The 24,873-nt window shown below is 73.9% G+C and carries 18 protein-coding genes and 2 pseudogenes; 13 read left to right on the top strand and 7 right to left on the bottom strand.

Going from position 1 to position 24,873, the window contains the following annotated elements; genetic code table 11:
• Window positions 1–107: 107 nt before the first annotated feature.
• Window positions 108–416: a hypothetical protein gene (locus ABZY31_RS02250; protein WP_356404434.1), complete on the bottom strand. Its 309-nt coding sequence runs from the start codon at window positions 414–416 to the stop codon at window positions 108–110.
• Between the two features lie 90 nt (window positions 417–506).
• On the opposite strand from ABZY31_RS02250, the pseudogene ABZY31_RS02255 reads away from it, so the two are divergent.
• The 5 genes and pseudogenes from ABZY31_RS02255 to ABZY31_RS02275 form a co-directional block, all read left to right on the top strand.
• Window positions 507–1,733: pseudogene (locus ABZY31_RS02255) on the top strand (serine/threonine protein kinase); the annotation flags it as partial.
• A gap of 124 nt (window positions 1,734–1,857) precedes the next feature.
• Window positions 1,858–3,609, top strand: coding sequence for a serine/threonine-protein kinase (locus ABZY31_RS02260; RefSeq protein WP_356403858.1), 1,752 nt, complete (start codon window positions 1,858–1,860; stop codon window positions 3,607–3,609).
• Between the two features lie 160 nt (window positions 3,610–3,769).
• The gene (locus ABZY31_RS02265) at window positions 3,770–5,398 is read left to right on the top strand and encodes a succinic semialdehyde dehydrogenase (RefSeq protein ID WP_356403860.1); all 1,629 of its coding nucleotides are present in this window, start codon (window positions 3,770–3,772) and stop codon (window positions 5,396–5,398) included.
• Window positions 5,399–5,402: 4 nt separating this feature from the next.
• A complete protein-coding gene (locus ABZY31_RS02270) occupies window positions 5,403–7,223 on the top strand; it encodes a GMC family oxidoreductase (RefSeq protein WP_356403863.1) in 1,821 nt (606 codons plus the stop codon).
• 151 nt (window positions 7,224–7,374) lie between these two features.
• Window positions 7,375–9,054 (top strand): peptidase, encoded by a 1,680-nt coding sequence (locus ABZY31_RS02275; RefSeq protein WP_356403866.1) that lies wholly within the window; start codon window positions 7,375–7,377, stop codon window positions 9,052–9,054.
• Between the two features lie 308 nt (window positions 9,055–9,362).
• Here the strand turns inward: ABZY31_RS02275 and ABZY31_RS02280 are convergent, their stop codons facing one another.
• Together ABZY31_RS02280 and ABZY31_RS02285 are read right to left on the bottom strand one after the other, a co-directional pair.
• On the bottom strand, window positions 9,363–9,632 hold the full coding sequence (locus tag ABZY31_RS02280; protein ID WP_356403869.1) for a chorismate mutase: 270 nt from the start codon (window positions 9,630–9,632) through the stop codon (window positions 9,363–9,365).
• Between the two features lie 179 nt (window positions 9,633–9,811).
• Entirely contained in the window at window positions 9,812–10,069 is a 258-nt protein-coding gene (locus ABZY31_RS02285; protein WP_356403872.1) for a hypothetical protein, read from the bottom strand.
• A 377-nt stretch (window positions 10,070–10,446) separates the two neighbouring features.
• Between ABZY31_RS02285 and ABZY31_RS02290 the strand changes: the two are divergent.
• The 5 genes and pseudogenes from ABZY31_RS02290 (at window position 10,447) to ABZY31_RS02310 (ending at window position 15,522) form a co-directional block, all read left to right on the top strand.
• A pseudogene (locus ABZY31_RS02290) lies at window positions 10,447–10,832 on the top strand (helix-turn-helix transcriptional regulator).
• Between the two features lie 90 nt (window positions 10,833–10,922).
• Entirely contained in the window at window positions 10,923–12,515 is a 1,593-nt protein-coding gene (gene guaA / locus ABZY31_RS02295; RefSeq protein WP_356403875.1) for a glutamine-hydrolyzing GMP synthase, read from the top strand.
• A gap of 166 nt (window positions 12,516–12,681) precedes the next feature.
• Window positions 12,682–13,452, top strand: a complete 771-nt coding sequence (locus ABZY31_RS02300) for a class II aldolase/adducin family protein (RefSeq protein WP_356403878.1) — start codon at window positions 12,682–12,684, stop codon at window positions 13,450–13,452.
• 162 nt (window positions 13,453–13,614) lie between these two features.
• Window positions 13,615–14,880, top strand: a complete 1,266-nt coding sequence (locus ABZY31_RS02305; RefSeq protein ID WP_356403881.1) for a hypothetical protein — start codon at window positions 13,615–13,617, stop codon at window positions 14,878–14,880.
• Window positions 14,881–15,057: 177 nt separating this feature from the next.
• Window positions 15,058–15,522, top strand: a complete 465-nt coding sequence (locus tag ABZY31_RS02310; RefSeq protein ID WP_356404395.1) for a DoxX family protein — start codon at window positions 15,058–15,060, stop codon at window positions 15,520–15,522.
• On the opposite strand, the gene ABZY31_RS02315 is transcribed toward ABZY31_RS02310, so the two are convergent.
• Window positions 15,468–15,692: a hypothetical protein gene (locus ABZY31_RS02315; protein WP_356403884.1), complete on the bottom strand. Its 225-nt coding sequence runs from the start codon at window positions 15,690–15,692 to the stop codon at window positions 15,468–15,470. The two genes, ABZY31_RS02310 and ABZY31_RS02315, sit on opposite strands and share 55 nt — an antisense overlap.
• Window positions 15,679–17,001 (bottom strand): PspC domain-containing protein, encoded by a 1,323-nt coding sequence (locus ABZY31_RS02320; RefSeq protein WP_356403887.1) that lies wholly within the window; start codon window positions 16,999–17,001, stop codon window positions 15,679–15,681. The genes ABZY31_RS02315 and ABZY31_RS02320 overlap by 14 nt, the downstream gene beginning before the upstream one ends.
• A gap of 131 nt (window positions 17,002–17,132) precedes the next feature.
• Here ABZY31_RS02320 and ABZY31_RS02325 point away from each other — a divergent pair, with 131 nt between their 5' ends.
• Together ABZY31_RS02325 and ABZY31_RS02330 are read left to right on the top strand one after the other, a co-directional pair.
• A complete protein-coding gene (locus ABZY31_RS02325) occupies window positions 17,133–18,440 on the top strand; it encodes a PspC domain-containing protein (RefSeq protein WP_356403890.1) in 1,308 nt (435 codons plus the stop codon).
• Window positions 18,437–19,132, top strand: coding sequence for a response regulator transcription factor (locus ABZY31_RS02330; protein ID WP_356403893.1), 696 nt, complete (start codon window positions 18,437–18,439; stop codon window positions 19,130–19,132). The genes ABZY31_RS02325 and ABZY31_RS02330 overlap by 4 nt, the downstream gene beginning before the upstream one ends.
• A 41-nt stretch (window positions 19,133–19,173) precedes the next feature.
• Here ABZY31_RS02330 and ABZY31_RS02335 read toward each other — a convergent pair whose 3' ends face one another.
• Window positions 19,174–20,223 (bottom strand): NlpC/P60 family protein, encoded by a 1,050-nt coding sequence (locus ABZY31_RS02335; protein ID WP_356403896.1) that lies wholly within the window; start codon window positions 20,221–20,223, stop codon window positions 19,174–19,176.
• Between the two features lie 251 nt (window positions 20,224–20,474).
• On the opposite strand from ABZY31_RS02335, the gene ABZY31_RS02340 reads away from it, so the two are divergent.
• Window positions 20,475–23,093, top strand: coding sequence for an ATP-dependent DNA helicase (locus ABZY31_RS02340; protein WP_356403899.1), 2,619 nt, complete (start codon window positions 20,475–20,477; stop codon window positions 23,091–23,093).
• 88 nt (window positions 23,094–23,181) lie between these two features.
• Here the strand turns inward: ABZY31_RS02340 and ABZY31_RS02345 are convergent, their stop codons facing one another.
• On the bottom strand, window positions 23,182–24,741 hold the full coding sequence (locus tag ABZY31_RS02345; RefSeq protein WP_356403902.1) for a M23 family metallopeptidase: 1,560 nt from the start codon (window positions 24,739–24,741) through the stop codon (window positions 23,182–23,184).
• Window positions 24,742–24,873 lie beyond the last annotated feature (132 nt).

Here is a 24,873-nt window from a genome sequence, read left to right on the forward strand (position 1 = left end):
AGGCGACCCCGCCCCCGGACCGGGCGTGGACCACTGGCCCGGGTCCCGAGGTAGCCCCGCTGCCTGACCAGGGATGGGCCGCCGGACCGGAGTTCGGTGTGCCCGCGTCACAGGCCCCGGGGGACCAGGATCCGGCTCCGCACCATGGCCATGACCAGCACCAAGACCCCCACCAGGACCGGGACCAGGACCAGGACCGGGGCTGGACCCCCTTCCCCGCGCAGGGCTGGAGCGACGGGCCGGGAGCCGGCATCGCCCGGACCGCACCGGAGCACCCCCACCAGGGCCGGCACCCCGCCCAGCAGGCCCCCCACCAGGGCCAGGACCCCGCCCCGGGAGCCCCCGCCCCGGGGCACCGCCCCGCCCAGGCCCCCGCCCTCCCGGACCGGTTGGCGCTGCCGCAAGGATTCCGGCACGCCGAGGCCCCCGCCCCCGGCGGTCACGGGCCCACCGCCCCCGGCAGCCCCCGCACCCCCGCCCCCGGATGGTCGGCTTCGCGGGGCGCCGGGCCCGTCAGTGCGCTCGACGCCGAGCGGGCGCGGCTCACGCGGATGGCGGTCGTCGGGGCCGTCACCGAGCGGTGGGCACCCGAGCAGGCCGGGCCCGTGCACGACAACTGGCAGCTGGCCGCGCCCATCGGGCCCGCCACCGACCTGTGGGCGCTGGGCGCGCTGCTCTACCGTGCCGTCCAGGGGCACGCCCCCTACCCCGAGGACAGCGCCGCCGAACTCGTCGAGATGGTCTGCGCCGAGCCCCCCGCCTTCGCGGAGGAGTGCGGGCCGCTGCGTCCGATCGTCGAGTCGCTGCTGCGCCAGGACCCCACCGAGCGGCCGGACTTCGAGGAGCTGCGCGGCTGGCTGCGCTCCCTCGTGCGCTCGGCCCCCGAACCGGACGTCACCGCGATCGGCGGCTTCGCGTTCCCGCTGCCCGACGCGGACCCGGCCCGGCTGCCCGCCGTACGCCGCAAGGGCGACCTCTCGCACGGCCGCCACCGCGGCACGCAGCACGCCACCACCCGCCGCCCCCGGGGCGGGCGTTTCCTCGGCCGGACGCTGCTCCTGCTCGTGATGGCGGCGCTGGCGGGCGGGGTCGCGTACGCCGTGTTCTTCCTGCCCCGGGCGACGACCGGCGAGGGCGACGGGGGCCAGGCCCGGGGCGGTGGCCCGAGCGCGGCCGTCACCCCGCCCGGCGCGAACGGCGGGGCCAACACCCCGACCGGCACGCCCCGGTCCCAGCCCGCCCCGCAGAGCGGCGGCCCGTCCGCGCCGTCGGCGGCCGACGCGCCCGCCGGGTACACCGCCCAGCAGGACCCCGAGGGCTTCCGGGTCTTCGTCCCCGGCGGCTGGGAGCGCCACGGCGTCAACGACATGGGCCAGGTCCGCTACACGAACGGGGACTTCGTGCTGATCCTGACCCCCGGCCGGGACGCCGTGAACGGCAACCCGGACCCGCTGAGCTACCAGCGCGACAAGGAGCGGGAGCTGGAGCCCTTCCGCACCTCCACCTGGGCCACCTCGACCGGCGTGAAGCAGACCAAAGTGGGCCAGCAGCTCAGCGCGGAGGGCCAGTACACCTGGACGGACGGGGGCGGCCGTTCCGTCTACGTCCGCAACCGCGTCGTCGCCCTCGGCGGCCGCTACCACGTGGTGATGGTCATCGGTCCGCAGGACGCCCAGGACAAGGTCACCGAAGTTTTCGAGAAGGCGACGGGGAGTTACCGGCCCGGCTCCTGACGGCGCACTGACCGGGAGTCAGTACGGCGATTGCGTCACAGTGCTGTCTCACGGGCCCCGCGCGGTTCCGGCATCGCCCGCGCGCTCCGTAATCTGGCCCGAAGGCGGAGAGCGGCGGGGTGGAGTGGAACACAGGACAGGCGCGGGCGCGGTACTCGTGGGCCGGTACCGGCTCGGCGAGCCGATCGGCAGCGGCGGCATGGGCAAGGTGTGGCGCGCGCACGACGAGCTGCTCAGCAGGACGGTCGCCGTCAAGGAACTGACGGCGGGTCTGTACGTCGCCGAAGCCGACCGGGCCGTCCTGCACGCCCGGACCAAGAAGGAGGCCCGGGCCGCGGCCCGGATCGCGCACCCGGCGGTCGTCACCGTCCACGACGTGTTCGAGCACGACGACCGGCCGTGGATCGTCATGGAGTACATCGACGGTCCCTCCCTCGCCGAGGCGGCGAAGGCGGCCGGGCGGATCGAGCCCCGCGAGGCGGCCCGGATCGGGCTGCACGTGCTGGGCGCGCTGCGCGCCGCGCACGCGGTCGGCGTCCTGCACCGGGACGTGAAGCCGGGCAACGTCCTGCTGGCCAAGGACGGCCGGGTGCTCCTCACGGACTTCGGGATCGCGGCGATCGAGGGGGACTCCTCGATCACCCGGACCGGTGAACTCGTCGGCTCCATCGACTACCTGGCCCCCGAGCGGGTCACCGGCGGCGCCCCGGACCCGGCCTCGGACCTGTGGTCGCTGGGCGCGACCCTCTACACGGCGGTCGAGGCGCGCTCCCCCTTCCGCCGCACCTCGCCGATCTCCAGCCTCCAGGCCGTGGTCAACGACGAACCGCCCGCCCTGCGGCAGGCGGGCCCGCTGGGCGCGGTCATCACGGCGCTGCTGCGCAAGGACCCCGCGCAGCGTCCGTCGGCGGCCGAGGCCGAGCGGATGCTGGTGCAGGCGATGGAGGGGCGCGAGCCGAAGTCGGCGCACGCGTACGTGCCCACGCGCGCCCTCACGTCGGAGGAGCGGGCCACCCCCGCGCCCGCCCACCCGCCCGGCCCGGCGGCGGAGCACGAGACGCCCGCCCCCGCCCCCTCCCGCGCCACCGCGCGCTTCGGCACGGAGGCCTCGACCACGCCCACCGCGCACCCGCCGGGCCCGCACGCCCCGGGACAGCACCAGCACCAGAACCAGCACCAGAACCAGTACCAACACCCGGTGCCCCCGGCGGGCGGCCGCCCCACCGGCGGCCGGATCCGGCGCGCGGCCGTGGTGGCCGTGGTCGCGGCCCTGCTGGGCGGGGCCGGAGCCTTCGGGATCCTCCGGTACACCGACTCGCACGGCGGTGACGAGGGCAAGGGCGGGGCGGCCGTGACGGGCGGGGCGGGCGCGGGCGGGAGCGCCCAGGCGGGCGGCGCCAAGCCGGCGGAGCTGACCGTCCCGGAGGGCTGGCAGCGCGTGAAGGACCCGACGGGCTTCACCCTGCTGGTTCCCAAGGGCTGGACGCGCCAGATGGACGGCAACCAGATCGACTACACCCCGGACAACGGCAAGCACTTCATCCGGATCGCCGCCGACGCCTCCCCGGACTACGACAACCCGTACATGCACCTGCTCGACCTGGAGAAGCAGGTGCGCGCGCGGACGGACTACAAGCGGCAGCGGCTGAACCAGAACACCTTCCGCGACACCACCCGCGGGGCCCTGTGGGACTTCACCTGGACCGAGAAGGGCACCCACGCCGGACCGCGCCGCGCGATCGAGCAGATGTACATCGCGCCGAACGAAACCGAGTACGCCGTCTACATGTCGGGTCCGGCCGCGGACTGGGCGAAGACCCGGCAGCAGTTCGACACCGTGCTCAGCGGCTGGGAACCGCCCGACGGGAAGGGCTGAGCGGCCGGGGCGGCGCCCCGGGCAGCAGCTGCCCGGAGGCGGTCGCGGGGGTGCCGGTCACGCCCGCCGGAGCGATCCTGCCAGCGATCACTGGCAGATATGGCAAAATCCGGTTACCCACGGGTACCCAAAGGGCTCCCGGCGCAATACGCTCACCGCCATGACGGACTCGCAGGCCCCCGCCCCCCTCCGCGCCGCCCCGGCCCCCACCAACCCGGTGGCCCCCGCCCCGGCAGGCGCCCGGACCGCCACCGACGTCGTGACCCCGGACCTGGTGACCCGGCTCACCCGGGGGGTGCTCGGCTGCGGCCGCACGGCCAACCACACCCCCTTCACCGGCGCCAAGCTGGCCGACCTGCCCGAGGCCGGCCCCGAGGACGTCGCCGAGGCCTTCGACCGGGCCCGCGCCGCCCAGGCCGCCTGGGCCGCCGTCCCCGTACGCCGCCGCGCCGCCGTCCTGCTGCGCTTCCACGACCTGGTCCTCGACCGGCAGGCCGAGGTCCTCGACCTCATCCAGCTGGAGACCGGCAAGGCCCGCCTGCACGCGCACGAGGAGGTGCAGGCCGTCGCCATAGCGGCCCGCCACTACGGCCGTCAGGCCCCCTCCTACCTGCGCCCCAAGAGCCACACGGGGGCCGTGCCGGTCCTCACCAAGGTCGTCGAACTGCGCCAGCCGCGCGGGGTCGTCGGCCAGATCGCCCCCTGGAACTACCCCCTCGAACTCTCCGTCGGCGACGCGCTGCCCGCCTTCGTCTCCGGCAACGCCGTCGTGATGAAGCCGGACACCGAGACCGCGCTGACCGCGCTGTGGGCCCGTGACCTGCTCATCGAGGCGGGGCTGCCCGCCGAGGTGTTCCAGATCGTGCTCGGCGAGGGACCCGTCGTCGGCCCCGAGGTGGTCCGCCACGCCGACTACGTCTCCTTCACCGGCTCCACCCGCACCGGCCGCGAGGTCGCCCGGGGCGCGGCCGACCGCCTGGTCGGGGTCTCCCTCGAACTCGGCGGCAAGAACGCCATGCTGGTCCTGCACGACGCCGACGTGGAGAAGGCCGCCGCGGGCGCCGTCCGCGCCTGCTTCTCCTCCGCGGGCCAGCTGTGCATCTCCATCGAGCGGCTCTACGTCCACGAGTCGGTCGCCGACGCCTTCGTCGAGCGGTTCGCCGCCCGCACCAGGGCCATGCGGCTCGGCAGCTCCCTCGCCTACGGCGCGGACATGGGCTCGCTGGTCGGCGAACGCCAGCTGGAGACCGTACAGCGGCACGTGGACGAGGCCGTCGCCAAGGGCGCGACGCTGGTCGCGGGCGGTACCGCCCGCCCCGACATCGGCCCGCTCTTCTACGAGCCCACCATCCTCGACGGCGTCGAGGCGCCGATGGCGGTGTGCGCGGAGGAGACCTTCGGCCCCGTCGTATCGGTCTACCGCTTCAGTGACGAGGACACGGCCGTCGCCCAGGCGAACGCCACCTCCTACGGCCTCAACGCCAGCGTGTGGACCAAGGACGCCCGCCGCGGCCGGGCGGTCGCCGCCCGCCTGCGCACCGGCACCGTGAACATCAACGAGGGCTACGCGCCCGCCTACGGCAGCGCCCAGGCCCCCATGGGCGGCATGAAGGACTCGGGCCTCGGCCGCCGGCACGGCTCCGAGGGCATCCTCAAGTACACCGAGGCCCAGACCGTCGCCCACCAGCGACTGCTCCCCATGGCGCCCTCGATGGGCATGGACGACGAGAAGTACGCGGCGTTCATGACCCGCAGCCTCAAGGTCATGAAGGCCCTCCGACTGCGCTAGGAGCGTGGCTGTGCCGCAGGACAACGACGTGTACGAGGACGTGTACGACTACGACGTGATCGTCATCGGTTCGGGCTTCGGGGGGTCGGTCTCGGCCCTGCGGCTCACCGAGAAGGGGTACCGCGTCGGCGTGCTGGAGGCCGGGCGCCGCTTCACCCGCGCGAGCCTGCCGAAGAGCAGCTGGGACCTGCGCAACTACCTGTGGGCACCGGCCCTCGGGCTGTACGGGATCCAGCGCATCCACCTGCTCGGCAACGTGATGGTGCTCGCGGGCGCCGGCGTGGGCGGCGGCTCGCTCAACTACGCCAACACGCTGTACGTGCCGCCGACGGCCTTCTTCGAGGACCGGCAGTGGGCGTCCATCACCGACTGGCAGGACGAGCTGGCCCCCTACTACGACCAGGCCAAGCGGATGCTGGGGGTCCGGCTCAATCCGACCATGACCCCCTCCGACGTCCACCTGAAGGCGGCCGCCGCCCGGATGGGCGTCGCCGACTCCTTCCACATGGCGCCGGTCGGCGTCTTCTTCGGCGACGGCGAGGACGCCGCGGGCCAGCGCCGGGTCCGGGCCGGCGAGGAGGTCGCGGACCCCTACTTCGGCGGCGCGGGCCCCTCCCGCAAGGCCTGCACCGAGTGCGGCGAGTGCATGACCGGCTGCCGCCACGGAGCCAAGAACACCCTGAACGAGAACTACCTGCACCTCGCCGAGCGCGCGGGCGCCGTCATCCACCCGATGACCACGGTCACCGCCCTCGCCGAACACGCCGACGGCGGCTACCGGGTCGCCACCGTCCCCACCGACGGCCGCCGCAAGGGCCGCACCAGGGTGCTGCGCGCCCGGTACGTCGTCGTCGCGGCCGGCACCTACGGCACCCAGACCCTGCTGCACACGATGAAGGACCGCGGCGAACTGCCCCGCCTCTCGGACCGGCTCGGCGACCTGACCCGGACCAACTCCGAGGGCCTGGTCGGCGCGCAGACCGACGACCGCCGCTACCGCAGGCGCCACGGCAAGGACGCGCGCGCCGACTTCACCCGGGGCGTGGCCATCACCTCCTCGGTGCACCCCAACGCCGACACCCACATCGAACCGGTCCGCTACGGCAAGGGCTCCAACGCGATGGGGTTCCTGACCATCCTCCAAGTGCCCTACGCCACGCACCGGGTGCGCGCCTGGTTCGCCCGCACCGCCAAGCACCCGCTCCAGCTGGCCCGTTCGCTGTCCAACCGCCGCTGGTCGGAGCGGACCATCATCGGCCTGGTCATGCAGTCGCTGGACAACTCCCTGACCACGTACCGCAAACCGGGCGGCATCGGCAAGGGACTGCTGACCGCCCGCCAGGGCCACGGCGCCCCCAACCCGGTCCAGATCGCCGAGGCCACGCAGGCCGCCACCCTGCTCGCCGAGGAGATCAACGGCTTCCCCGGCAGCAACATCGGCGAGCTGATGGGCACCCCGCTCACCGCGCACTTCCTGGGCGGCTGCCCCATCGGCGCCTCTCCGGAGCAGGGCGTGGTGGACCCGTACCACCGGCTCTACGGGCACCCCGGCATCTCGGTGGTCGACGGCTCGGCCGTCTCCGCGAACCTCGGTGTGAACCCGTCGCTGACGATCACGGCCCAGGCCGAGCGGGCCATGTCGTACTGGCCCAACAAGGGGGAGCGCGACCCGCGTCCGGAGCAGGGCACGGCGTACGAGCGCCTCGCGGCCGTACGGCCGGTGCGTCCGGCGGTGCCCGAGGAGGCCTTCGCGGCGCTGCGGCTGCCCTTCCTGGCGGTGCCGCCGGTCCCCCCGAGGAAGCCGGTCGCGGACCGGAACGGCTGAGCGTGCGGGCACGACAACGGGGTCTGCTCTCCCCCTCCGAGGGCAGACCCCGTACAGAAAATGACACACGACCCCTCCGGATGGTTGCGCGTGATGCCCGTCACAGGGGGAACCAGGCAACTGCTGCAGACGTTCGGCAGTCTCGATGGTCATGAGAAAGCGCATCTCCCTGCTGGCCGCGGCCGGCCTGGTGGCTCTGGGGCTGACCACCCCGGCCGCCGCCGCGGACCCCGTCTTTCCGCTCACCGGTCCGTCCGCGCTCGGCCTCCGGCTCCACCCGGGGACCCCGGCGGGCGTGGCGAAGGAATCGCTCCTCGCCTACTCCCTCGACCCGGGCACGACCGCCCCCCTCCAGGGCGAGTACACCTTCACCGTCGACCTCGCCGCGCTCGCCGGGACCGCCGACGTCCGGGAGAACCCGGCCGTCGCGCACCCCGAGTGCGTGCGCGCCGCCGCGACGCTCGTCTGCAAGGAAACGGTCCTCGCCCCGGGGGTGCGCCCCGGCTTCGAACTGCTGGTCGGCGCGGCCAAGGGCAGCGCGGACGGCGCGAACGCCGACCTCACCGTGACCGGCACCGTCAAGGGCGCCACCATCCGGCCCGCCACCACGCGGATCACGGTGGGCGGCCCCGACCTGGTGATGGACAGGCTCCCGCTCCGGGCCGACCTGGTGCCCGGGCAGAAGCAGCCCGTGCCGCTCGCCTTCGCCAACACCGGCAACCGGCCCGCGCACGGCGTGGTCCTCGAACTCGCCGCCACCCGCGGCATGGAGTTCCTGGAGCGGTACGACAACTGCGTCACCCGTGACGGCGGCCGGACCGCCGTCACCCTCTGCACCTTCGAGGGCGACTTCGGCCCCGGCGAGGCGTACGAACTGGCGGACCCGCTGACCCTCCGCGCCACCGGGCGGGCGTACGAGGAGCAGCTCGGCTACGGGATCTACGAGACGGGCACCGGGCCGCAGGCGGGGAGCGCGCTGCCCGCCCCGGCCGGGAAGGCCCCCGGAACCGGCAAGACCCTGGCCGTCAAGAAGCGCGCCGCCGCCACGAGCGCGAAGAGCGCCACCGACCTCGAACCGGGCGACAACCGGCGCGAGTTCGCCTTCCGCACGGCCAACACCGCGGACTTCGCCGCCATCGGCGCCGCGCTTGCGGCCAAGACCGGCCAGAGCGTCACCGCCGAGTTCGGCTTCCGCAACCTGGGGCCCGCCTGGATCAGCCGCGCGCGCACCGGGCAGGCGCCCGCCGCCGTGGCCCGTACGGACATCCGCATCCCGGCCGGTGCCTCCGTCACCAAGAAGCCCGAGGCGTGCCGGGCCGTGAACGCCGACGGCGGCGAGCGCACGGCGCAGCAGCAGCTCGGCGCGCCCCGCTATTTCTGCGAGAGCGGGGTGACGGTGCTGGAGGACGGCCAGGAGCGCTACGCCTTCGAGCTGCGCGTGGACCGCGCCGTCGAGGGCGCCGCGGGCAAGGGGTCGGTCGTCGTCGGCGAGGCGGCTCCGCAGGGGGTCGTCACGCACCGCTTCGACCCGAAGGCGGACGACAACACCGCCGCGATCGTCCTGGACGTGAAGGGCGGCGCCAGTCCGAGCCCGAGCACGTCGGGCAGCCCGACCCCGTCGGGCTCGCCGAGCCCGTCCACCTCCGTCTCGGTCGCCCCCTCGGGCAGCCCGGCGCCGGGCACCGTCGGCGGCGGCACGGGCTCGAACGGTCCGCTCGCCTCGACCGGCAGCTCCGCCGCGCCGCTCGCGCTGGGCGCGGCCATGCTGCTGGCGGCGGGCGGCGCGCTGTACGTGGGGTTCCGGCGCCGGACCGGGCGCGTAGCGGGGTAGTGGTGTAGCGCGCTGCGGCGAAGCGCGGCGCGGTGAAGCGCAGCGTGACGAAAGAACGGCCGGTCCGGGGCGTCCCCCGGGCCGGCCGTCTTTCATGGGTGACCGGGCTGCTGTCCCCTGCCGTCCGGTCACGCGAAGGAGCGAGGTCCCACGACGCACGCTCCACGGGGCGGGCGTCTCCATCGCTCCGGCGGAGCCACGCGTGGTTGTTGCGGTCCCGCGCCTGGCTGGCACGGGCACTTCGCTCAACGGGGGCGGGCGGGGGCCGGTCACGGCCCGGACGAGTGACGAACAGGCGCGCGCGGGCGTCACACCCGGCCGCGGGACAGCTCCAGCAGGGTCATGGCCAGGGCGGTGCCGGACTTTCCGAGAGCACTGCTCCAATGCGAGAGCACCTCGTTCTCGCGTGACAGGTGCACCCGCCGCCCGCCCGCGGCGATGCGCGCGTCCTGGATGACGGCCGAGACGGCCATCCGCTCCTGGATCAGCCCGATGATCCGGTCGTCGAGGGCGTCGATCCGCTCCCGGGAATCGGCGATCAGCTGCGCGGGGGTGACGGCGGTGGTGGTGACGGACATGGTTTCCTCCGGTGGGTGGGGGCCCGCAGGTCCGGAGAACGCCAGAGCGCCCCGGTCCTGTCGGACCGGGGCGCTCTGGGAAGTCAGCGGCTCAAGCGAGCATCACGATGACCCATGGCGACCGGACCGGCCGGTGCCATAGGTAAACAGGAAGCTCAGCTGCTTGCGCATGGAGGGGATTATGTCCCTCCGCCCCCGCCCGGGCCAACCCGGCCCGGATCGTGAGACGGCCCCGCGGCCGCGGGCGTCACGCGCGCGTGGTCGGTGTACACCCGCCGGAACAGGTCGTGGCCGCTCAGCCCGGCGTGCCGCAGCGCCCAGTCCTGCGCGGCCCCCTGCCCGTCCTGCGGCCCGGATTCGGCGCCGCAGCCGTACGCCGCGCAGAAGGCCTCGTAGGTGACCCCGCCCTCCGGCGCGTGCCGGATCGTGTGCGGCACGTACCGGTACACCGCGCGCGGGCTCAACACCGGCCCCGCTCGCGGTGAGCGGTGATCTCGACGTCGCAGTCCGACACCGCCGACCGGTCCCCCCGCCGGTACGCCTCCCCCCGCTGCCCGGCCAACGCCGCGCACACGTCACACCCGGGGGCGGGGCTGGGGGCCTCGGTGGGGAGGGAGAGGTGGACGGGCGGGCTCATGGTGGACGGCGATGCCATGAACAGGGCGCTATGAAGCGGGTGTTGGGGGCGCGAGGAGCAGGTCGCGTTCGGAGCCCACGGGGGTGCTCCGCCATGCCCAAGTGCGCGACGCGGCATCGCACTGCGCTGTGCCGTACGAGGTGTTCCAGGCCAAGTAGCGGCAACGAGTGGGTACCGGTGAGCACGGATTATCAGCAGGCACGGGAAGCGCTCGGCATACGGCTGCGCGAACTCCGTCTCGCGGCTGCCGACGGTCGGCTCACCGGTGCGGCGCTGGCACGGCGCCTGGGCTGGCCGCAGCCCAAGGTCAGCAAGCTGGAGAACGGCAGGCAGACGGCGACGCCCGAAGACCTCCGCGCGTGGGCGTCCCGCCCAACACCGGGTTCTGGATCTACGACGACCGCCAGGTGATCGTGGAGACCTGGCACGCCGAGCTGTGGCTGGACGACGCCGACAGCGTCGCCACCCACCTCCGCGTCCGGGAGACGCTCCGCGAGTCCGCCGTGTACGCGGCCGACGCCCAGCGGGTGATCGGGGAGGTGCGGCGGGCGCTCGGGCGGTGACGCGGGCCTCGGATGGTGCGACAAAGCGGGGCCCTGCGCCACCGGTAGAATCGACAAAACAGCCACCCTCTCCCGCCGGAAGGCCGCCCCGTGCCAGAAGCACCCTCCGCCGCCCACGACAGCGCCCCGGACACGGTTCTCGTCGTCGACTTCGGCGCCCAGTACGCCCAGCTCATCGCCCGCCGCGTCCGTGAGGCCCGGGTCTACAGCGAGATCGTGCCCAGCACGATGCCCGTGGGGGAGATGCTGGCCAAGAACCCCAAGGCGATCATCCTCTCCGGCGGTCCGTCCTCCGTGTACGAGGAGGGTGCGCCGCGCCTGGACGACGCCCGCGGCCTGTTCGAGGCCGGGGTCCCCGTCTTCGGCATGTGCTACGGCTTCCAGCTGATGGCGACCACCCTCGGCGGCACCGTCGACAACTCCGGCGCCCGCGAGTACGGCCGTACCGACCTGGCCGTCTCCAAGTCCGGCTCGACCCTCTTCGAGGGCACCCCCGCGAACCAGTCCGTGTGGATGTCGCACGGCGACGCCTGCTCGGCCGCCCCCGAGGGCTTCGCCGTCACCGCCTCGACCGGTGTCGTCCCGGTCGCCGCCTTCGAGAACGACGAGAAGCGGCTGTACGGGGTCCAGTACCACCCCGAGGTCATGCACTCCACGCACGGCCAGCAGATCCTGGAGCACTTCCTCTACCGCGGCGCCCGCCTGGCACCCACCTGGACCACCGGCAACATCGTCGAGGAGCAGATCGCGGCCATCCGCGAGCAGGTCGGCGACAAGCGCGCCATCTGCGGCCTCTCCGGCGGCGTCGACTCCGCCGTGGCCGCGGCCCTCGTCCAGAAGGCCATCGGCTCGCAGCTCACCTGCGTGTACGTCGACCACGGCCTGATGCGCAAGGGCGAGACCGAGCAGGTCGAGAAGGACTTCGTCGCGGCCACCGGCGTGCAGCTGAAGGTCGTCGACGCGCAGGAGCGCTTCCTGACCGCGCTCGCCGGGGTCTCCGACCCGGAGACCAAGCGGAAGATCATCGGCCGCGAGTTCATCCGCGTCTTCGAGCAGGCCCAGCTGGAGATCCTCCAGGAGGACGGCCCCGCGGTCGCCTTCCTGGTCCAGGGCACCCTGTACCCGGACGTCGTCGAGTCCGGCGGCGGCACCGGCACCGCCAACATCAAGTCCCACCACAACGTGGGCGGGCTCCCCGACGACATCGAGTTCGAGCTCGTCGAGCCGCTGCGCCAGCTGTTCAAGGACGAGGTCCGGATGGTCGGCCAGGAGCTGGGCCTGCCGGACGAGATCGTCCAGCGCCAGCCCTTCCCGGGCCCGGGCCTGGGCATCCGCATCGTCGGCGAGGTCACCAAGGAGCGCCTGGACCTGCTCCGCGAGGCCGACGCCATCGCCCGCCACGAGCTGACCGCGGCCGGCCTGGACCGCGAGATCTGGCAGTGCCCGGTCGTCCTGCTCGCGGACGTCCGCAGCGTCGGCGTCCAGGGCGACGGCCGCACCTACGGCCACCCGATCGTGCTGCGCCCCGTCTCCTCCGAGGACGCGATGACCGCGGACTGGACGCGCATGCCGTACGAGGTGCTGGCCAAGATCTCCACCCGCATCACCAACGAGGTGGCGGACGTGAACCGCGTGGTCCTGGACTGCACGAGCAAGCCGCCGGGCACCATCGAGTGGGAGTAGTCCTCGCCGCCCGCACGACCGGAGCCGCCGTCCCCTTCCGGGGGCCGGCGGCTCCGCCGTTTCTCCGGCCGCCCCTTCTCCGGCCGCCCCTTCTCTGGCCACTTCGCCCGGCCCCCGGTACCTTGCGCCGCGGCCTCGAAAGGACGCGACCCTGACAGGAGGGCCCATGGCCGAGCGACCCGCGCACCCGCCCGCCCCCGCCCCCGTGCCCGTGGAACAGCTCGGCTTCGAGCTGCCCCCGGTCTTCGCCACCGCCGGGGAGGCCCGCGCGCACCGCAAGGAGCGGCTCGCCGGGGCGCTGCGGCTGCTCGGCCGGCTCGGGTACGAGGACGGGGTCGCCGGGCACGTCACCGCCCGCGACCCGGAGTTCGAGGACTGCTACTGGGTGAACCCCTTCGGGCGGGCCTTCGCCGGGCTCGGCCCCGGCGACCTGCTGCTCGTCGACGGGGAGGGCCGGGTGCTCCAGGGGGAGCGGCGGGTGAACCAGCTGGCCTTCGCCGTCCACGCGGCCGTGCACCGGGCGCGGCCCGAGGTGGTGTCCGTGGTCCGCGCGCAGGCCCCGTACGGCAGGGCGCTCGCGGCCCTCGGCGAGCTGCTGGCCCCGATCACCCACGAGGCCTGCTGCTTCTACGAGGACCACGCGCTGTTGGACGAGTACGCGGGCGGCGGCGCGGATCCGGAGCGGATCGGGCGGGCGCTGGGCCCGTACAAGGCGCTGGTGCTGCGCAACCAGGGGCTGCTGACCGTCGGGGACTCGGTGGACGCGGCGCTGTGGTGGTTCCTCGCGGCGGAACGGGCGGCGCAGGTGCAGCTGATCGCCCGGGCGGCCGGGAAGCCGGTGCTCATCGACCACCACGGCGCGGCCCTGACCAGGGAACGGTTCGGCTCCGACCTGGCGGCCTGGGTGAACTGCCAGCCGCTGTGGGAACAGCCGTGACGCGGGGCGTGGCCCCGGGATCACGGAAGGTGGCGTCAACATCATGAACGGTTAATCACCTGCTCTGACATCGTGCGCAATCCGGAGCACTGCCGCAGTGGTGCACAATTCGCTGGCATTACCCGGTAGTTGCACGAAGGTAGTCAGAGAGGCGGCACGCACGTGGCTGTCCAAGAGATCCACAGAAGTACCCACGGCGGCGGCTGCACCTGTGACGACTGCCCGCACGGCGCCCGGGAAGGCCACCGCCGCGCGGTGGAAGCCTTCCTGGAGCAGCGTGACGGGCTCGCCGCGGGGCAGGGCCTGCCCGCCGCCGTCGCCCGCTCGGCCGGGGCCTCCCGCCAGTGGGTCTCGGACGAACTCACCCTGTCCGCCCGCACGGTGGCCGCCCGCGGCCGCGAGGCCGGGCACTCCTGGCTCCACCTGCTCTCGCGCCGGGCCGTGCTCGCCGTATGGATCGCCGCGGGGGTGCTGCTGCTCGTCCAGGTCGCCACCGCGGTGGGCAACGGGTGGAGCACGGCGCGCACCGCCGGGCTGCTGGCCGCCCTCGTGCTGGCGGGGCTGCTGACGGTGGGCGCCCGCGCCCAGACGCTGCGGGGCGGGCTGCTGGCCCCGATGGTCGGCGAGGACAACCGGCTGTCCACCTCCAAGACGGTGGCGTGCGCCTGGCTGGTGGTGACCGCCTTCGCGGCGCTGCTGCCCGCGCTGCGGCTGGCCGCCGGTCCGGCCGGGCCGGAGCGGACCGCGCTCTACGCCGGGCTCGGGCTGTGGCGGGCGCTGCCGCTGCTGAGCGTGGTCGCGCTGACCGCGGGGGTCGCCGTACTGGTTCGGCGCGTGGTCGCCGTACGGATCATGGGGCAGCGGCTCCAGAAGCTGCCCGCGGACCGGCCGCGCGGGGCGGACCTGCTGACCGACGACGCGGGGCGCGGGAGCTTCCCGGACGCGCAGTACGCGCTGGTGTCCACGGTGGTGCTGGCCTACGCGGCGGTGACGCTGGCCCGGTTCCCCGACCGGTTCCCGCGGCTGCCGTGGGCGCTGGCGCTGCTGGTGGCGCTGTCGGCGGCGGTGTACCTGGCGGCGAAGTACGCGGAGGGCACCCGGCCGCTGGTGCTGTCGGTGGTGCGGACCCGGGAACCGGGGGACATCGACGCCTCGGTGCGGCCGGGGGACGACATCGAGATCCGGGGCGTGGGCTTCGTACCGCCCGGGGCGCAGACGCCCGAGATGCTGGCGCGGCTGGTGGTGCGGATCGGGACGGTGCACGTGCACGTGCCGCTGGTGCCGGTCGCGGGCGGGTTCACCACCCCGTCCGACACGGTGCTGACGGTGCCGGTCCCGGCGGAGGTGGAGCCCGGGCGGGTCGACGTCCAGGTGGTGACGGCGGCCGGGGTGGAGTCCAACCGGTGCAGCGTCGACGTCGCGGAATGAGCGGCTCCCCCTCTGGTACGCCGGGCGGGGGCGCGGTACACATGAGGCGTGAGTCAACTCCCTGAAGGCACCGGCGCCGCCGACCGCACGGCCCGCGCCGACCGCACGGCCCGCAGCGAAGGCACCGACCGCGCCGACCGCGCCGACGGCGCCGAACGCGCCACCCGCCCGTCCGGCCTGCGGGAGGCGGGCGCGCGCCTCGCGCTCCTGCCCCTGCGGATCTTCCTCGGGGTCACCTTCGTCTACGCGGGCCTGGACAAGCTGACCGACTCCGCGTTCCTGTCGGCCTCGGGCGACGGCTCCATCGGCGAACTGATGCGCGGGGTGCGCGACACCTCCGCGGTCCCCGCCCTGGTGGACCTGGCCCTCAAGGCGCCCGTCGGGTTCGCGGTGGCGCTGGCCGTCGGCGAGCTGCTGGTCGGCCTGGGCGTGCTGGCCGGGCTGCTGACCCGGCTCGCGGCGGCCGGCGGCGCCCTGATCTCGCTCAGCCTGTGGCTGACGGTCTCGTGGGCGGTGACGCCGTACTACTACGGCAACGATCTCGTGTACCTGGTGGCCTGGCTGCCGCTGGTCCTGGCCGGGGCGCCCTACCTCTCGCTGGACGCGGTGATCCGGTCGCGCCGGTCCCGCCGCACCGCGTAGGTCGTCGCGCCCACCAGCGCCGCGAGGGCCAGCCCGCCGAAGGCCAGCGGGACGATCAGGAACCAGGGCACGTCCCGCTCGCCGGCGGCGTCGAGCAGGTACAGCACGCCCCCGGCCAGCAGGACCAGCCCCGCCAGCAGCCGCCCCGGCTGGAACTCATGACGCCGCACGGGCCACCTCCACCTGTCCGGCACCCGTCTCCAGGTGCAGTTCGATCGTCCCGCCGGCCTCGGTGCCGGGGACGGGCGCCACGGTCGCCGTCCGCGCGAGGTGGCGCTGGATCCGTACGGCGCCGGCGTACTCGCCGGGCAGGCGCAGGTCCCCCCAGGTGATCCGGACGTCGGCCTTCGCGGTGACCTCCCGCGGCACGATCACCTTGAGCCGCCCCGCGTCGAGCGCGGCGCCCACCACGAGGGTGGTCCCCTTGGGCACGTCCAGGCGGCTCAGGTCCAGCGTGGCCAGCCCGGTGCCCGCCGCGTACGCGGGCCGTACGTCGGCCACCGCGGCCGGCCGCCACTCCACCCGGTGCCAGTCGGTGCCCACCTCCCGCGGCAGCACCGTGGCCCCCGCCAGCAGCACCGCCGTGAGCAGCCCCAGCAGGACCGTCCCGAAACCGGTCCGGCCGACGACCGAGCTGAAGGCGAGGCCCAGGCCGAAGACGGCCAGCGCCGCCGCGAAACCGATCTGCAGCGCGTGCCCCAGCGGCCCGGCCTGCCAGGCGCTCGCCGTCCCTGCGAGCGCGGCCAGCAGCGCCAGCACGAAGACCCGGCCCCCGATCCCGCCGCGCGGGGCGGCCGGAGCGGCGGCGCGCGGCGCCGCGGCCGCCGGACCCGGGCCGTCCGCCGCGGCGACCGAGTCGTCCGGCCCCCACAGGTAGCCCGTGGTCCCGACCGGGCCGGTCGTGCCGTCCTTGACCAGCGGATCCCGCCACCAGGACGGCCCGCCGGGCGCGGGCGGGGCCTGCGTCTCCGGGGGCGCCGGACGGTGCGGCGCGCGCTGCGCCGCGCCCGGGCGCCCCTCCTGCGGATCGGGCGGGCGGGTCTCCGGGTCGCCGGTGTGGCGGCGGCGCTGGGACCAGTACGAGGCCCCGGCCAGCCCCAGGATGACCAGGACGGAGAAGACCGCCATCGCGCCGTTGTCCGCCATGGTCAGGAACAGCGCGCAGCCGACGAGCGCCGCGAACACCGCCGCCAGCGTGGCTCCCTCGACCCGCCCCGTCAGCAGCTTCTTCGCCTCGCTGTCCTCCTCGCCCTCCTGGGGCAGCAACAGCCAGGCGAAGCCGTAGAAGATCAGGCCGACGCCGCCGGTGACCGCGAGGACGCCGAGCACGATCCGGAAGACCACCGGGTCCAGGTCGAAGTACCGGCCGAGGCCCCCGCACACGCCCGCGAGGACCTTGTCGCGCCTGCTGCGGCGCAGCGGCGGCCGGTCGGCGGGGTCCGTCGCCGCAAGCGGAGGGGGATCGTGCACGTCGGTCATGGGTCCATGGTGCCGGGCCGCCGGGCCCTGCGGCACCGGCCCCGACCCTGGTGCGACCCTGATATCCCCCTGACGGAACTGGGGGGCTGCCCTGATGTCCCGGACCCGCCGCGCGTGTGACCATCGGTGACATGCCCGCCGCAGCCGCCCCCCGCACACCGCACCCCCAGGCCTCCGCCGAGAACACCGCCGCCCCGGCGCGCAGGCTCTACCGCAGCGCCGACGGACGGATGCTCGGCGGAGTCGCCCGCGGGCTCGCCGGGCACCTCGGGCTGCCCGTGCTCTGGGTCCGGCTCGCCTTCCTCGGCACCTTCCTGTTCGGGGACGGCCTCGGGATGCTGCTCTACGCCGCGTTCTGGGTCTTCGTCCCGCTCGGCATCGGCGGCAGCACCGGGCACCGCTCCTTCTTCGAGACCCTCGCCGACGGCAGCAGGCGGCTGCGCAAACCCGACCGCGGGCAGGTCACCGCGCTGATCGCGCTCTTCATCGGCGCGGGCATCTTCATCTCCAAGCTCCAGGCCGGGGACCAGAAGGCCGACCGCTACATCTGGCCGACGCTGCTGGTCGGCGCGGGCGTGGTGCTGGTGTGGCGGCAGGCCGACAACGCCCGCCGCGCCCACTGGAGCTCCGCCGCCGGACGGCACGGGCGGCTCCTCCAGCTGGCCCGCGCGCTCGCCGGAGTCGTCCTGGTCGGCGTCGGCCTCACCGTCTTCATCGTCGTACGGGGCTCCGCCGCCCAGCTGGGCAACGTACTGACCGCCACCCTCGCCGTCCTCGTCGGGATAGCGCTGCTGGCCGGACCCTGGCTGATCCGGATGACCCAGGACCTCTCCGAGGAACGCCTCATGCGCATCCGCGCCCAGGAGCGGGCCGAGGTCGCCGCGCACGTCCACGACTCGGTGCTGCACACCCTCACCCTGATCCAGCGCAACGCCGAGGACGCGGGCGAGGTCCGGCGCCTGGCCCGCGCCCAGGAGCGCGAGCTGCGGAACTGGCTCTACAAGCCGGAGGGCACCGGCAAGGACGAGGCCGAGGAACCGGACACCCTCGCCGAGGCCGTCAAGAAGACCGCGGCCGACGTCGAGGACCACCACGGCGTGCCCATCGAGGTCGTCGTCGTCGGCGACTGCCCGCTCGACGAGAAGCTGGTGGCACAGGTGCAGGCCGCGCGCGAGGCGATGGTCAACGCCGCCAAGTACGGTGGCGAGGGCGGGCCCGTCCAGGTTTACGCCGAGGTCGAAGGGCGGACGGTGTTCGTGTCCGTACGGGACCGCGGCCCGGGCTTCGACCTCGACGCGGTACCCGGCGACCGCATGGGCGTACGAGAATCGATCATCGGCCGGATGCAGCGCAACGGCGGGACCGCGCGGCTGCGGTCCGCGCCCGACGGCGGCACGGAAGTCGAACTGGAGATGGAGAGGGCGGCGATGCCGGCATGACCGAGGACAACGCGACCACCGGGGGCGGGACCAGGAGGGTCAAGGTGGTGCTCGTCGACGACCACCGGATGTTCCGCACGGGCGTGCAGGCCGAGATCGGCGAGACCGAACGCACCGGCGTCGAGGTCGTCGGCGAGGCCGCCGACGTCGACCAGGCCGTCACCGTCATCACCGCCACCCGGCCCGAGGTGGTCCTCCTCGACGTCCACCTCCCCGGCGGCGGCGGCGTCGAGGTGCTGCGCCGCTGCGCCCCGCTGATGACGGCGGCGGAGCACCCGGTGCGCTTCCTGGCGCTGTCCGTGTCGGACGCCGCCGAGGACGTCATCGGCGTCATCCGCGGCGGCGCGCGCGGCTACGTCACCAAGACCATCACCGGCGCCGACCTGGTCGACTCGGTCTTCCGGGTGCAGGACGGCGACGCGGTGTTCTCGCCCCGGCTGGCGGGCTTCGTCCTGGACGCCTTCGCCTCGACGGACGCGCCGCCGGTCGACGAGGACCTCGACCGGCTGACCCAGCGCGAGCGGGAGGTGCTGCGGCTCATCGCCCGCGGGTACGCGTACAAGGAGATCGCCAAGCAGCTCTTCATCTCGGTCAAGACGGTCGAGTCGCACGTCTCGGCGGTGCTCAGGAAGCTCCAGCTCTCCAACCGGCACGAGCTGACCCGCTGGGCGACGGCGCGCCGCCTGGTCTGACCTCCCCGGCGGGCAGGGAGGGCGCGGCGGCGGCCCGGCGTTCACGCCGGGCGGGAGGCGCCCGCCCACGGCATCGAGGAGATCGGGGCGAGTCGGACCGGGGCTCCGGGGTGCGGGGCGTGGATCATCTGGCCGTTGCCGACGTAGAGGCCGACGTGGCTGATCCCGGAGTAGAAGAACACCAGGTCACCGGGGGCGAGCTGGTCGCGGGAGACGCGGTGGCCGGCGTTGATCTGGGTGTAGGTGGTGCGCGGCAGGGACACCCCGGCCGCCTGCCAGGCCGCCTGGGTCAGCCCCGAGCAGTCGAAGGAACCGGGCCCGGTGGCGCCCCAGACGTACGGCTTGCCGAGCGCCCCGTAGGCGAAGGCCACCGCCCTGGCCGCGCGGGAACCGTCGGCGGCCGGCGGGGGAGCCGGCGCCGTACCGGAGCCTGTCGCGCCGCCGGACGCCGCGCCCCGGGCCTCGTACCGGGCGCGCTCCTCGGCCGTGAGCTTGGCGAGCAGCTGCTTGGCGGCGTCGAGCTTGCCCTCGATGACGGCCTTGCGGTCGGCCAGTTCGGCCTCGTGGGCGCGCAGCTCCGCGATCCGGCCCGCCGCCTTGTCCCGCAGGCGCCCGACCTCGTCGAGCTGTCGCCGTACGGTGGCCACCTCGGCGGCGCTGCGGTCGCCGGCCCGCGCGATGAACGCGGCCCGGTCGAGGTACTCCTGCGGGTCCTCCGCGAGCGCGAGCTGCACGGCGGTGCCCAGGCTCCCGCTGCGGTACTGCGAGGCGGCGAGCGAGCCGAGGGCGGCGCGCGCGCTGTTCAGCCGGTCGGTCTTGCGGGCCGCCTCGTCGCGCAGCCCGGCCAGGGACTTCTGCGCCGCTTCGGCCTTCTCCTTCGCCCCGTTGTACTGCTCCGTCGCCGCCTCGGCCTCCTGGTAGAGCCGGTCCACCTGGGACTTGACCTGGTCCGGGGTGAGCTGGGGGTCGGCCTGGGAGGTGCCTTCGCAGGCGGTGGCGGTGGCAGCGCCCGCGAGGGCGAGGGTGGCGGCGGTGCGGAAGGTGCCGCCGGAGAGGAGCGGGCGCTGCCTGGGCTTTCGATGACTGGCCACGGGGGCCTCACGTCCTTCCCTGATGATCCGGTGCGCGCGGTGGTGACTGCGTGCGGTCTTGGGGGAGGACGCTAAACCTGAAAGTAACGGGTGGATGACGAGATGATCCGAACTGTCCGCAGCTGACCTTGATTGATCAGGTCCGACCCTTGCCGACCTGGACCGATCGACCGCTGGTCACCGCGGTGTGACGGACCGGATTTCCAGGGCCGGGACCGGCTGTCGGTCCCGGGCCCTAGACTCGGAAGGCGATGAGCAGCCTCTTTGACGACAGTTTCCTGGCGGACCTCACCCCCTCTCACGAGGAGCCTCCGCCGCCGCCCGAGGACCACGCCCCGGAAGCGGGCGCCGACGACCTCTTCGGGGGCCGCTTCGACGCGCCCTTGCACGGGGACGCGTACTACCGGGGCGGGTCCCCCCGGCCGGTCATCGACCCGGAGGCGCTGCTCGTCGGCCTCAACGAACAGCAGCGCGCCGCCGTCGTGCACGCGGACTCCCCGCTGCTGATCGTGGCCGGCGCCGGTTCCGGCAAGACCCGGGTCCTGACCCACCGCATCGGCCACCTGCTGGGCGCGCGCGGCGTCCACCCGGGCCAGATCCTGGCGATCACCTTCACCAACAAGGCCGCCGGTGAGATGAAGGAGCGCGTCGGGGAGCTGGTCGGCCCGCGCGCGAACGCGATGTGGGTGATGACCTTCCACAGCGCGTGCGTGCGCATCCTGCGCCGCGAGTCCAAGCGCCTCGGCTTCACCTCGTCCTTCTCGATCTACGACGCGGCGGACTCCAAGCGCCTGATGGCGCTCGTCTGCCGGGACCTGGACCTGGACCCGAAGCGCTTCCCGCCCAAGTCGTTCAGCGCCAAGGTCTCCAACCTGAAGAACGAGCTGATCGACGCCGACGAGTTCGCGGTGCAGGCCGTCGACGGCTTCGAGAAGACCGTCGCCCAGGCGTACGCGATGTACCAGGCGCGGCTGCGCGAGGCCAACGCCCTCGACTTCGACGACATCATCATGACCACGGTGCACCTGCTCCAGGCGTTCCCGGACGTCGCCGAGCACTACCGGCGCCGCTTCCGGCACGTCCTGGTCGACGAGTACCAGGACACCAACCACGCCCAGTACACGCTCGTGCGCGAGCTGGTCGGCACCGGCTACCCGGACCTGCCGCCCGCCGAGCTGTGCGTCGTGGGTGACGCGGACCAGTCGATCTACGCCTTCCGCGGCGCGACGATCCGCAACATCCTCCAGTTCGAGGAGGACTACCCGAACGCGAAGACGATCCTGCTGGAGCAGAACTACCGCTCCACCCAGACGATCCTCTCCGCCGCCAACGCGGTCATCGAGCGCAACGAGAACCGCCGCCCGAAGAACCTGTGGACGCAGGCCGGCTCGGGCGCCGGAATCACCGGCTACGTCGCGGACACCGAGCACGACGAGGCGCAGTTCGTCGCCGACGAGATCGACCGGCTCACCGACGCGGGCGACGCGAAGGCGGGCGACGTCGCCGTCTTCTACCGGACCAACGCCCAGTCCCGCGTGTTCGAGGAGATCTTCATCCGGGTCGGCCTGCCCTACAAGGTCGTCGGCGGCGTGCGGTTCTACGAGCGCAAGGAGGTCCGGGACGTCCTGGCCTACCTGCGCGTGCTCTCGAACCCGGAGGACGCGGTCCCGCTCCGCCGCATCCTGAACGTGCCCAAGCGCGGCATCGGCGACCGCGCCGAGGCGATGATCGACGCGCTGGCCCTGCGCGAGAAGATCACCTTCCCGCAGGCGCTCAAGCGCGTCGAGGAGGCGTACGGCATGGCCGCGCGCTCGACCAACGCGGTCAAGCGGTTCAACGTGCTCATGGAGGAACTGCGCACGATCGTCGACTCGGGCGCGGGCCCGGCGGTGGTGCTGGAAGCGGTCCTGGAGCGTACGGGCTACCTCGCCGAACTCCAGGCGTCCACCGACCCGCAGGACGAGACGCGGATCGAGAACCTCCAGGAACTCGCCGCCGTGGCCCTGGAGTTCGAGCAGGCGCGGGCGGCGGCCGCGGACGCGGCACCGGCCGCGGACACGGACGCCACCGCGGCGGCTGCTGCCACGGACGCGGCGACGGCTGCCGCGGACGCGGCCGTGGCGGCGGGCGCCGACGCCGATCCGGACGCCGGGGCCGCGGCCCCCGTGGTGGGGCCGGGCACGCTGGCGGAGTTCCTGGAGCAGGTCGCGCTGGTGGCCGACTCCGACCAGATCCCGGACGAGGACACCGAGGGCACGGGCGTCATCACCCTGATGACCCTGCACACGGCCAAGGGCCTGGAGTTCCCGGTGGTCTTCGTGACCGGCATGGAGGACGGCGTCTTCCCGCACATGCGGGCGCTCGGCCAGACCAAGGAGCTGGAGGAGGAGCGGCGCCTCGCGTACGTCGGCATCACCCGCGCGCGCGAGCGGCTGTACCTGACCCGCTCCTCGATGCGCAGCGCCTGGGGCACGCCCTCGTACAACCCGCCCTCGCGGTTCCTGGAGGAGATCCCGGACCAGTACCTCCAGTGGAAGCGGACGGGTGCGCAGAAGCCCGCGGGCCCGATGCGCAGCACGTCCGGCTCGCGCTCGGGCGGGGGAGGCGGGGCCGCCTTCGGCACGTCGCCCGAGTCCTTCCTGTCCTCCTCGCGCTCCAGGACGGGCCCGTCCGGTTTCGCGACGCGCCGGACCTCGGACAAGCCGGTCATCACGCTGCTGGTGGGGGACCGGGTCACGCATGACCAGTTCGGCCTGGGCACGGTGATGGAGGTCAAGGGCACCGGCGCGGACGCGCAGGCCACCATCGACTTCGGGGACGAGAAGCCGAAGCGGCTGCTGCTGCGCTACGCGCCCGTGCAGAAGCTGTAGCGCGCGGGCCGCGGCGCGCGGGCGTACGGAAGGGGGCGGGCCCCGGCGTGAACGCCCCGGGACCCGCCCCCTTTCCGTACGCGAGCGGCTAGTTCGGGTTGAGGCCGTGGGTGCGCAGCCACGCCTGCGGGTCGATCGGGGAGCCGCTGTCCGGCCGGACCTCGAAGTGCAGGTGCGGGCCGGTGGAGTTGCCGGAGTTGCCGGAGTACGCGATGACGTCACCGGCCTTCACCTTGCCGGACCGGATCTTGGTGCTGCTCAGGTGGCAGTACCAGGTCTCGGTGCCGTCGGGCGAGACGACGATGGCCATGTTGCCGTAGGCGCTGTTCCACTGGGTGCGCACGGTCCCGTCGGTGGCGGCCATGACCGGGGTGCCGTAGGAGACCGGGAAGTCGATGCCGGTGTGCACGGACATCCACATGCCGCCGGCCTGCCCGAAGCCCGCGCTGAGGCCGTGCTGGTCGACCGGGAGGGAGAACTTGGGGCGGGCCGCTTCCTTGGCCGCCGCCTCCTCCGCGCGCTTCTTCTTCTCCAGGTCCTGCCGCTCCTTCAGGTCGATGCGCTCCTGAGTGCGGCTGGCCCGGTCGGCGAAGTCGCCCGCGTCCGCGCTGAGCGCGGCGAGCTGGGTGTCGAGCTTGCTGTTCGCGGCGACCGGCTTCACCGAGGCCGGATCGGGCGCGGCCATCGTGGTGGTGTCGCTCGACGGCTTGTCACCGGTGGGCAGTCCGCCCACGGCGGCGGCGGCCACGCCCGCGACTCCTATGACGCAGACCGAGGGGACGGCGACGGTCAGCAGCGCGGACCGCTTGGCCGGGGACCGGCGACGGCCGGCGCTGCCGCCGCCCCCGCTGCCCGCCGGGCTGCCGTTCGCGCCGCCCTTGGCGGGCGCGGCCCGGCGTGCGGAGCGCGGCGCGGGCGGGGTCGTCGCCATGGTCTGGGTGGGCAGGTCCGCGTGCAGGGCGGCCGCGAGACCGGCCTCCTCGTCCCGCTCCGCCGCGCCGTCCTCGGACGACACCACGTCCACGGTCGCGTCGGCGTGCCCGTCCGTGTCCCCGTAGGCGGCGTTCTCGTAGGAGCCGTTCGCGTAACCGGCGTCGTAGGCGGGGCTGACCGTGGTGGCGTCGTACGCGTACGGGTAGGCGTAGGCCGCCTCGGGCTGGAGCTGCTGCGGCAGTTCCTCCGGGGTCACGGTGTTCCAGGCGGTCGCGTCGTAGGCGCCGGTCTCGGTGCCCGTCGTGCCGTAACCCGGCATCGCCCACTGGCCGGAGGCGGAGGGGTCCTCGGTGAAGGAGCCGTCGTGGGCCGCGCCGCCGTGGGCCGCCGCGCCGTCGTAGCCGAAGGACGCCGGCTGGTACTGCGTGCTCCAGGCGCTGGTGTCCCACTGGCCGGTGGTGTCCTCGGCGGCGGTCTGCGCGGGGATGGCGGCGAGGTAGCCGTCCTGGACCGGGACGTTCCACGCGGTGGTGTCGTAGGCACCGGTCTCGTGGGAGGCGGTGTCGTACGAGGCCGCGTAGGCGCCGTAGTTGTATCCCTGGCCCTGCGTTTCGAAGGAAACGTAGGGGTCGTTACCAGCGAAGGTGGTGGTGGAAAGGCCGTCATATCCGTTATCCGGATACTGGCCCGACGTGGGGCTGTCGTTCACCAACATCTCTTTCGCCTCGGCGGTGGGGAGCCTGGGTGGCCGGGGGGTGCGGGGACCCCGGGGAGAGCAGTGGCGCGACTGTACCCGTCGGTTACTGGCAACGACAATCTTCCAGGGGTTCCCGAGTTTCCGGAACCG

Source organism: Streptomyces sp. NPDC006529 (assembly GCF_040611795.1).
Taxonomy (GTDB): domain Bacteria; phylum Actinomycetota; class Actinomycetes; order Streptomycetales; family Streptomycetaceae; genus Streptomyces.

What these genes read in the sequence shown, in the direction of transcription:
- ABZY31_RS02265 (WP_356403860.1), top strand. Translation starts at nt 3,770, where the DNA reads ATGACGGACTCGCAGGCCCCCGCCCCCCTCCGCGCCGCCCCGGCCCCC.
- ABZY31_RS02275 (WP_356403866.1), top strand. Translation starts at nt 7,375, where the DNA reads ATGAGAAAGCGCATCTCCCTGCTGGCCGCGGCCGGCCTGGTGGCTCTG.
- ABZY31_RS02280 (WP_356403869.1), bottom strand. Translation starts at nt 9,632, where the DNA reads ATGTCCGTCACCACCACCGCCGTCACCCCCGCGCAGCTGATCGCCGAT.
- ABZY31_RS02300 (WP_356403878.1), top strand. Translation starts at nt 12,682, where the DNA reads ATGGCCGAGCGACCCGCGCACCCGCCCGCCCCCGCCCCCGTGCCCGTG.
- ABZY31_RS02320 (WP_356403887.1), bottom strand. Translation starts at nt 17,001, where the DNA reads ATGACCGACGTGCACGATCCCCCTCCGCTTGCGGCGACGGACCCCGCC.
- ABZY31_RS02325 (WP_356403890.1), top strand. Translation starts at nt 17,133, where the DNA reads ATGCCCGCCGCAGCCGCCCCCCGCACACCGCACCCCCAGGCCTCCGCC.
- ABZY31_RS02330 (WP_356403893.1), top strand. Translation starts at nt 18,437, where the DNA reads ATGACCGAGGACAACGCGACCACCGGGGGCGGGACCAGGAGGGTCAAG.
- ABZY31_RS02340 (WP_356403899.1), top strand. Translation starts at nt 20,475, where the DNA reads ATGAGCAGCCTCTTTGACGACAGTTTCCTGGCGGACCTCACCCCCTCT.
- ABZY31_RS02345 (WP_356403902.1), bottom strand. Translation starts at nt 24,741, where the DNA reads ATGTTGGTGAACGACAGCCCCACGTCGGGCCAGTATCCGGATAACGGA.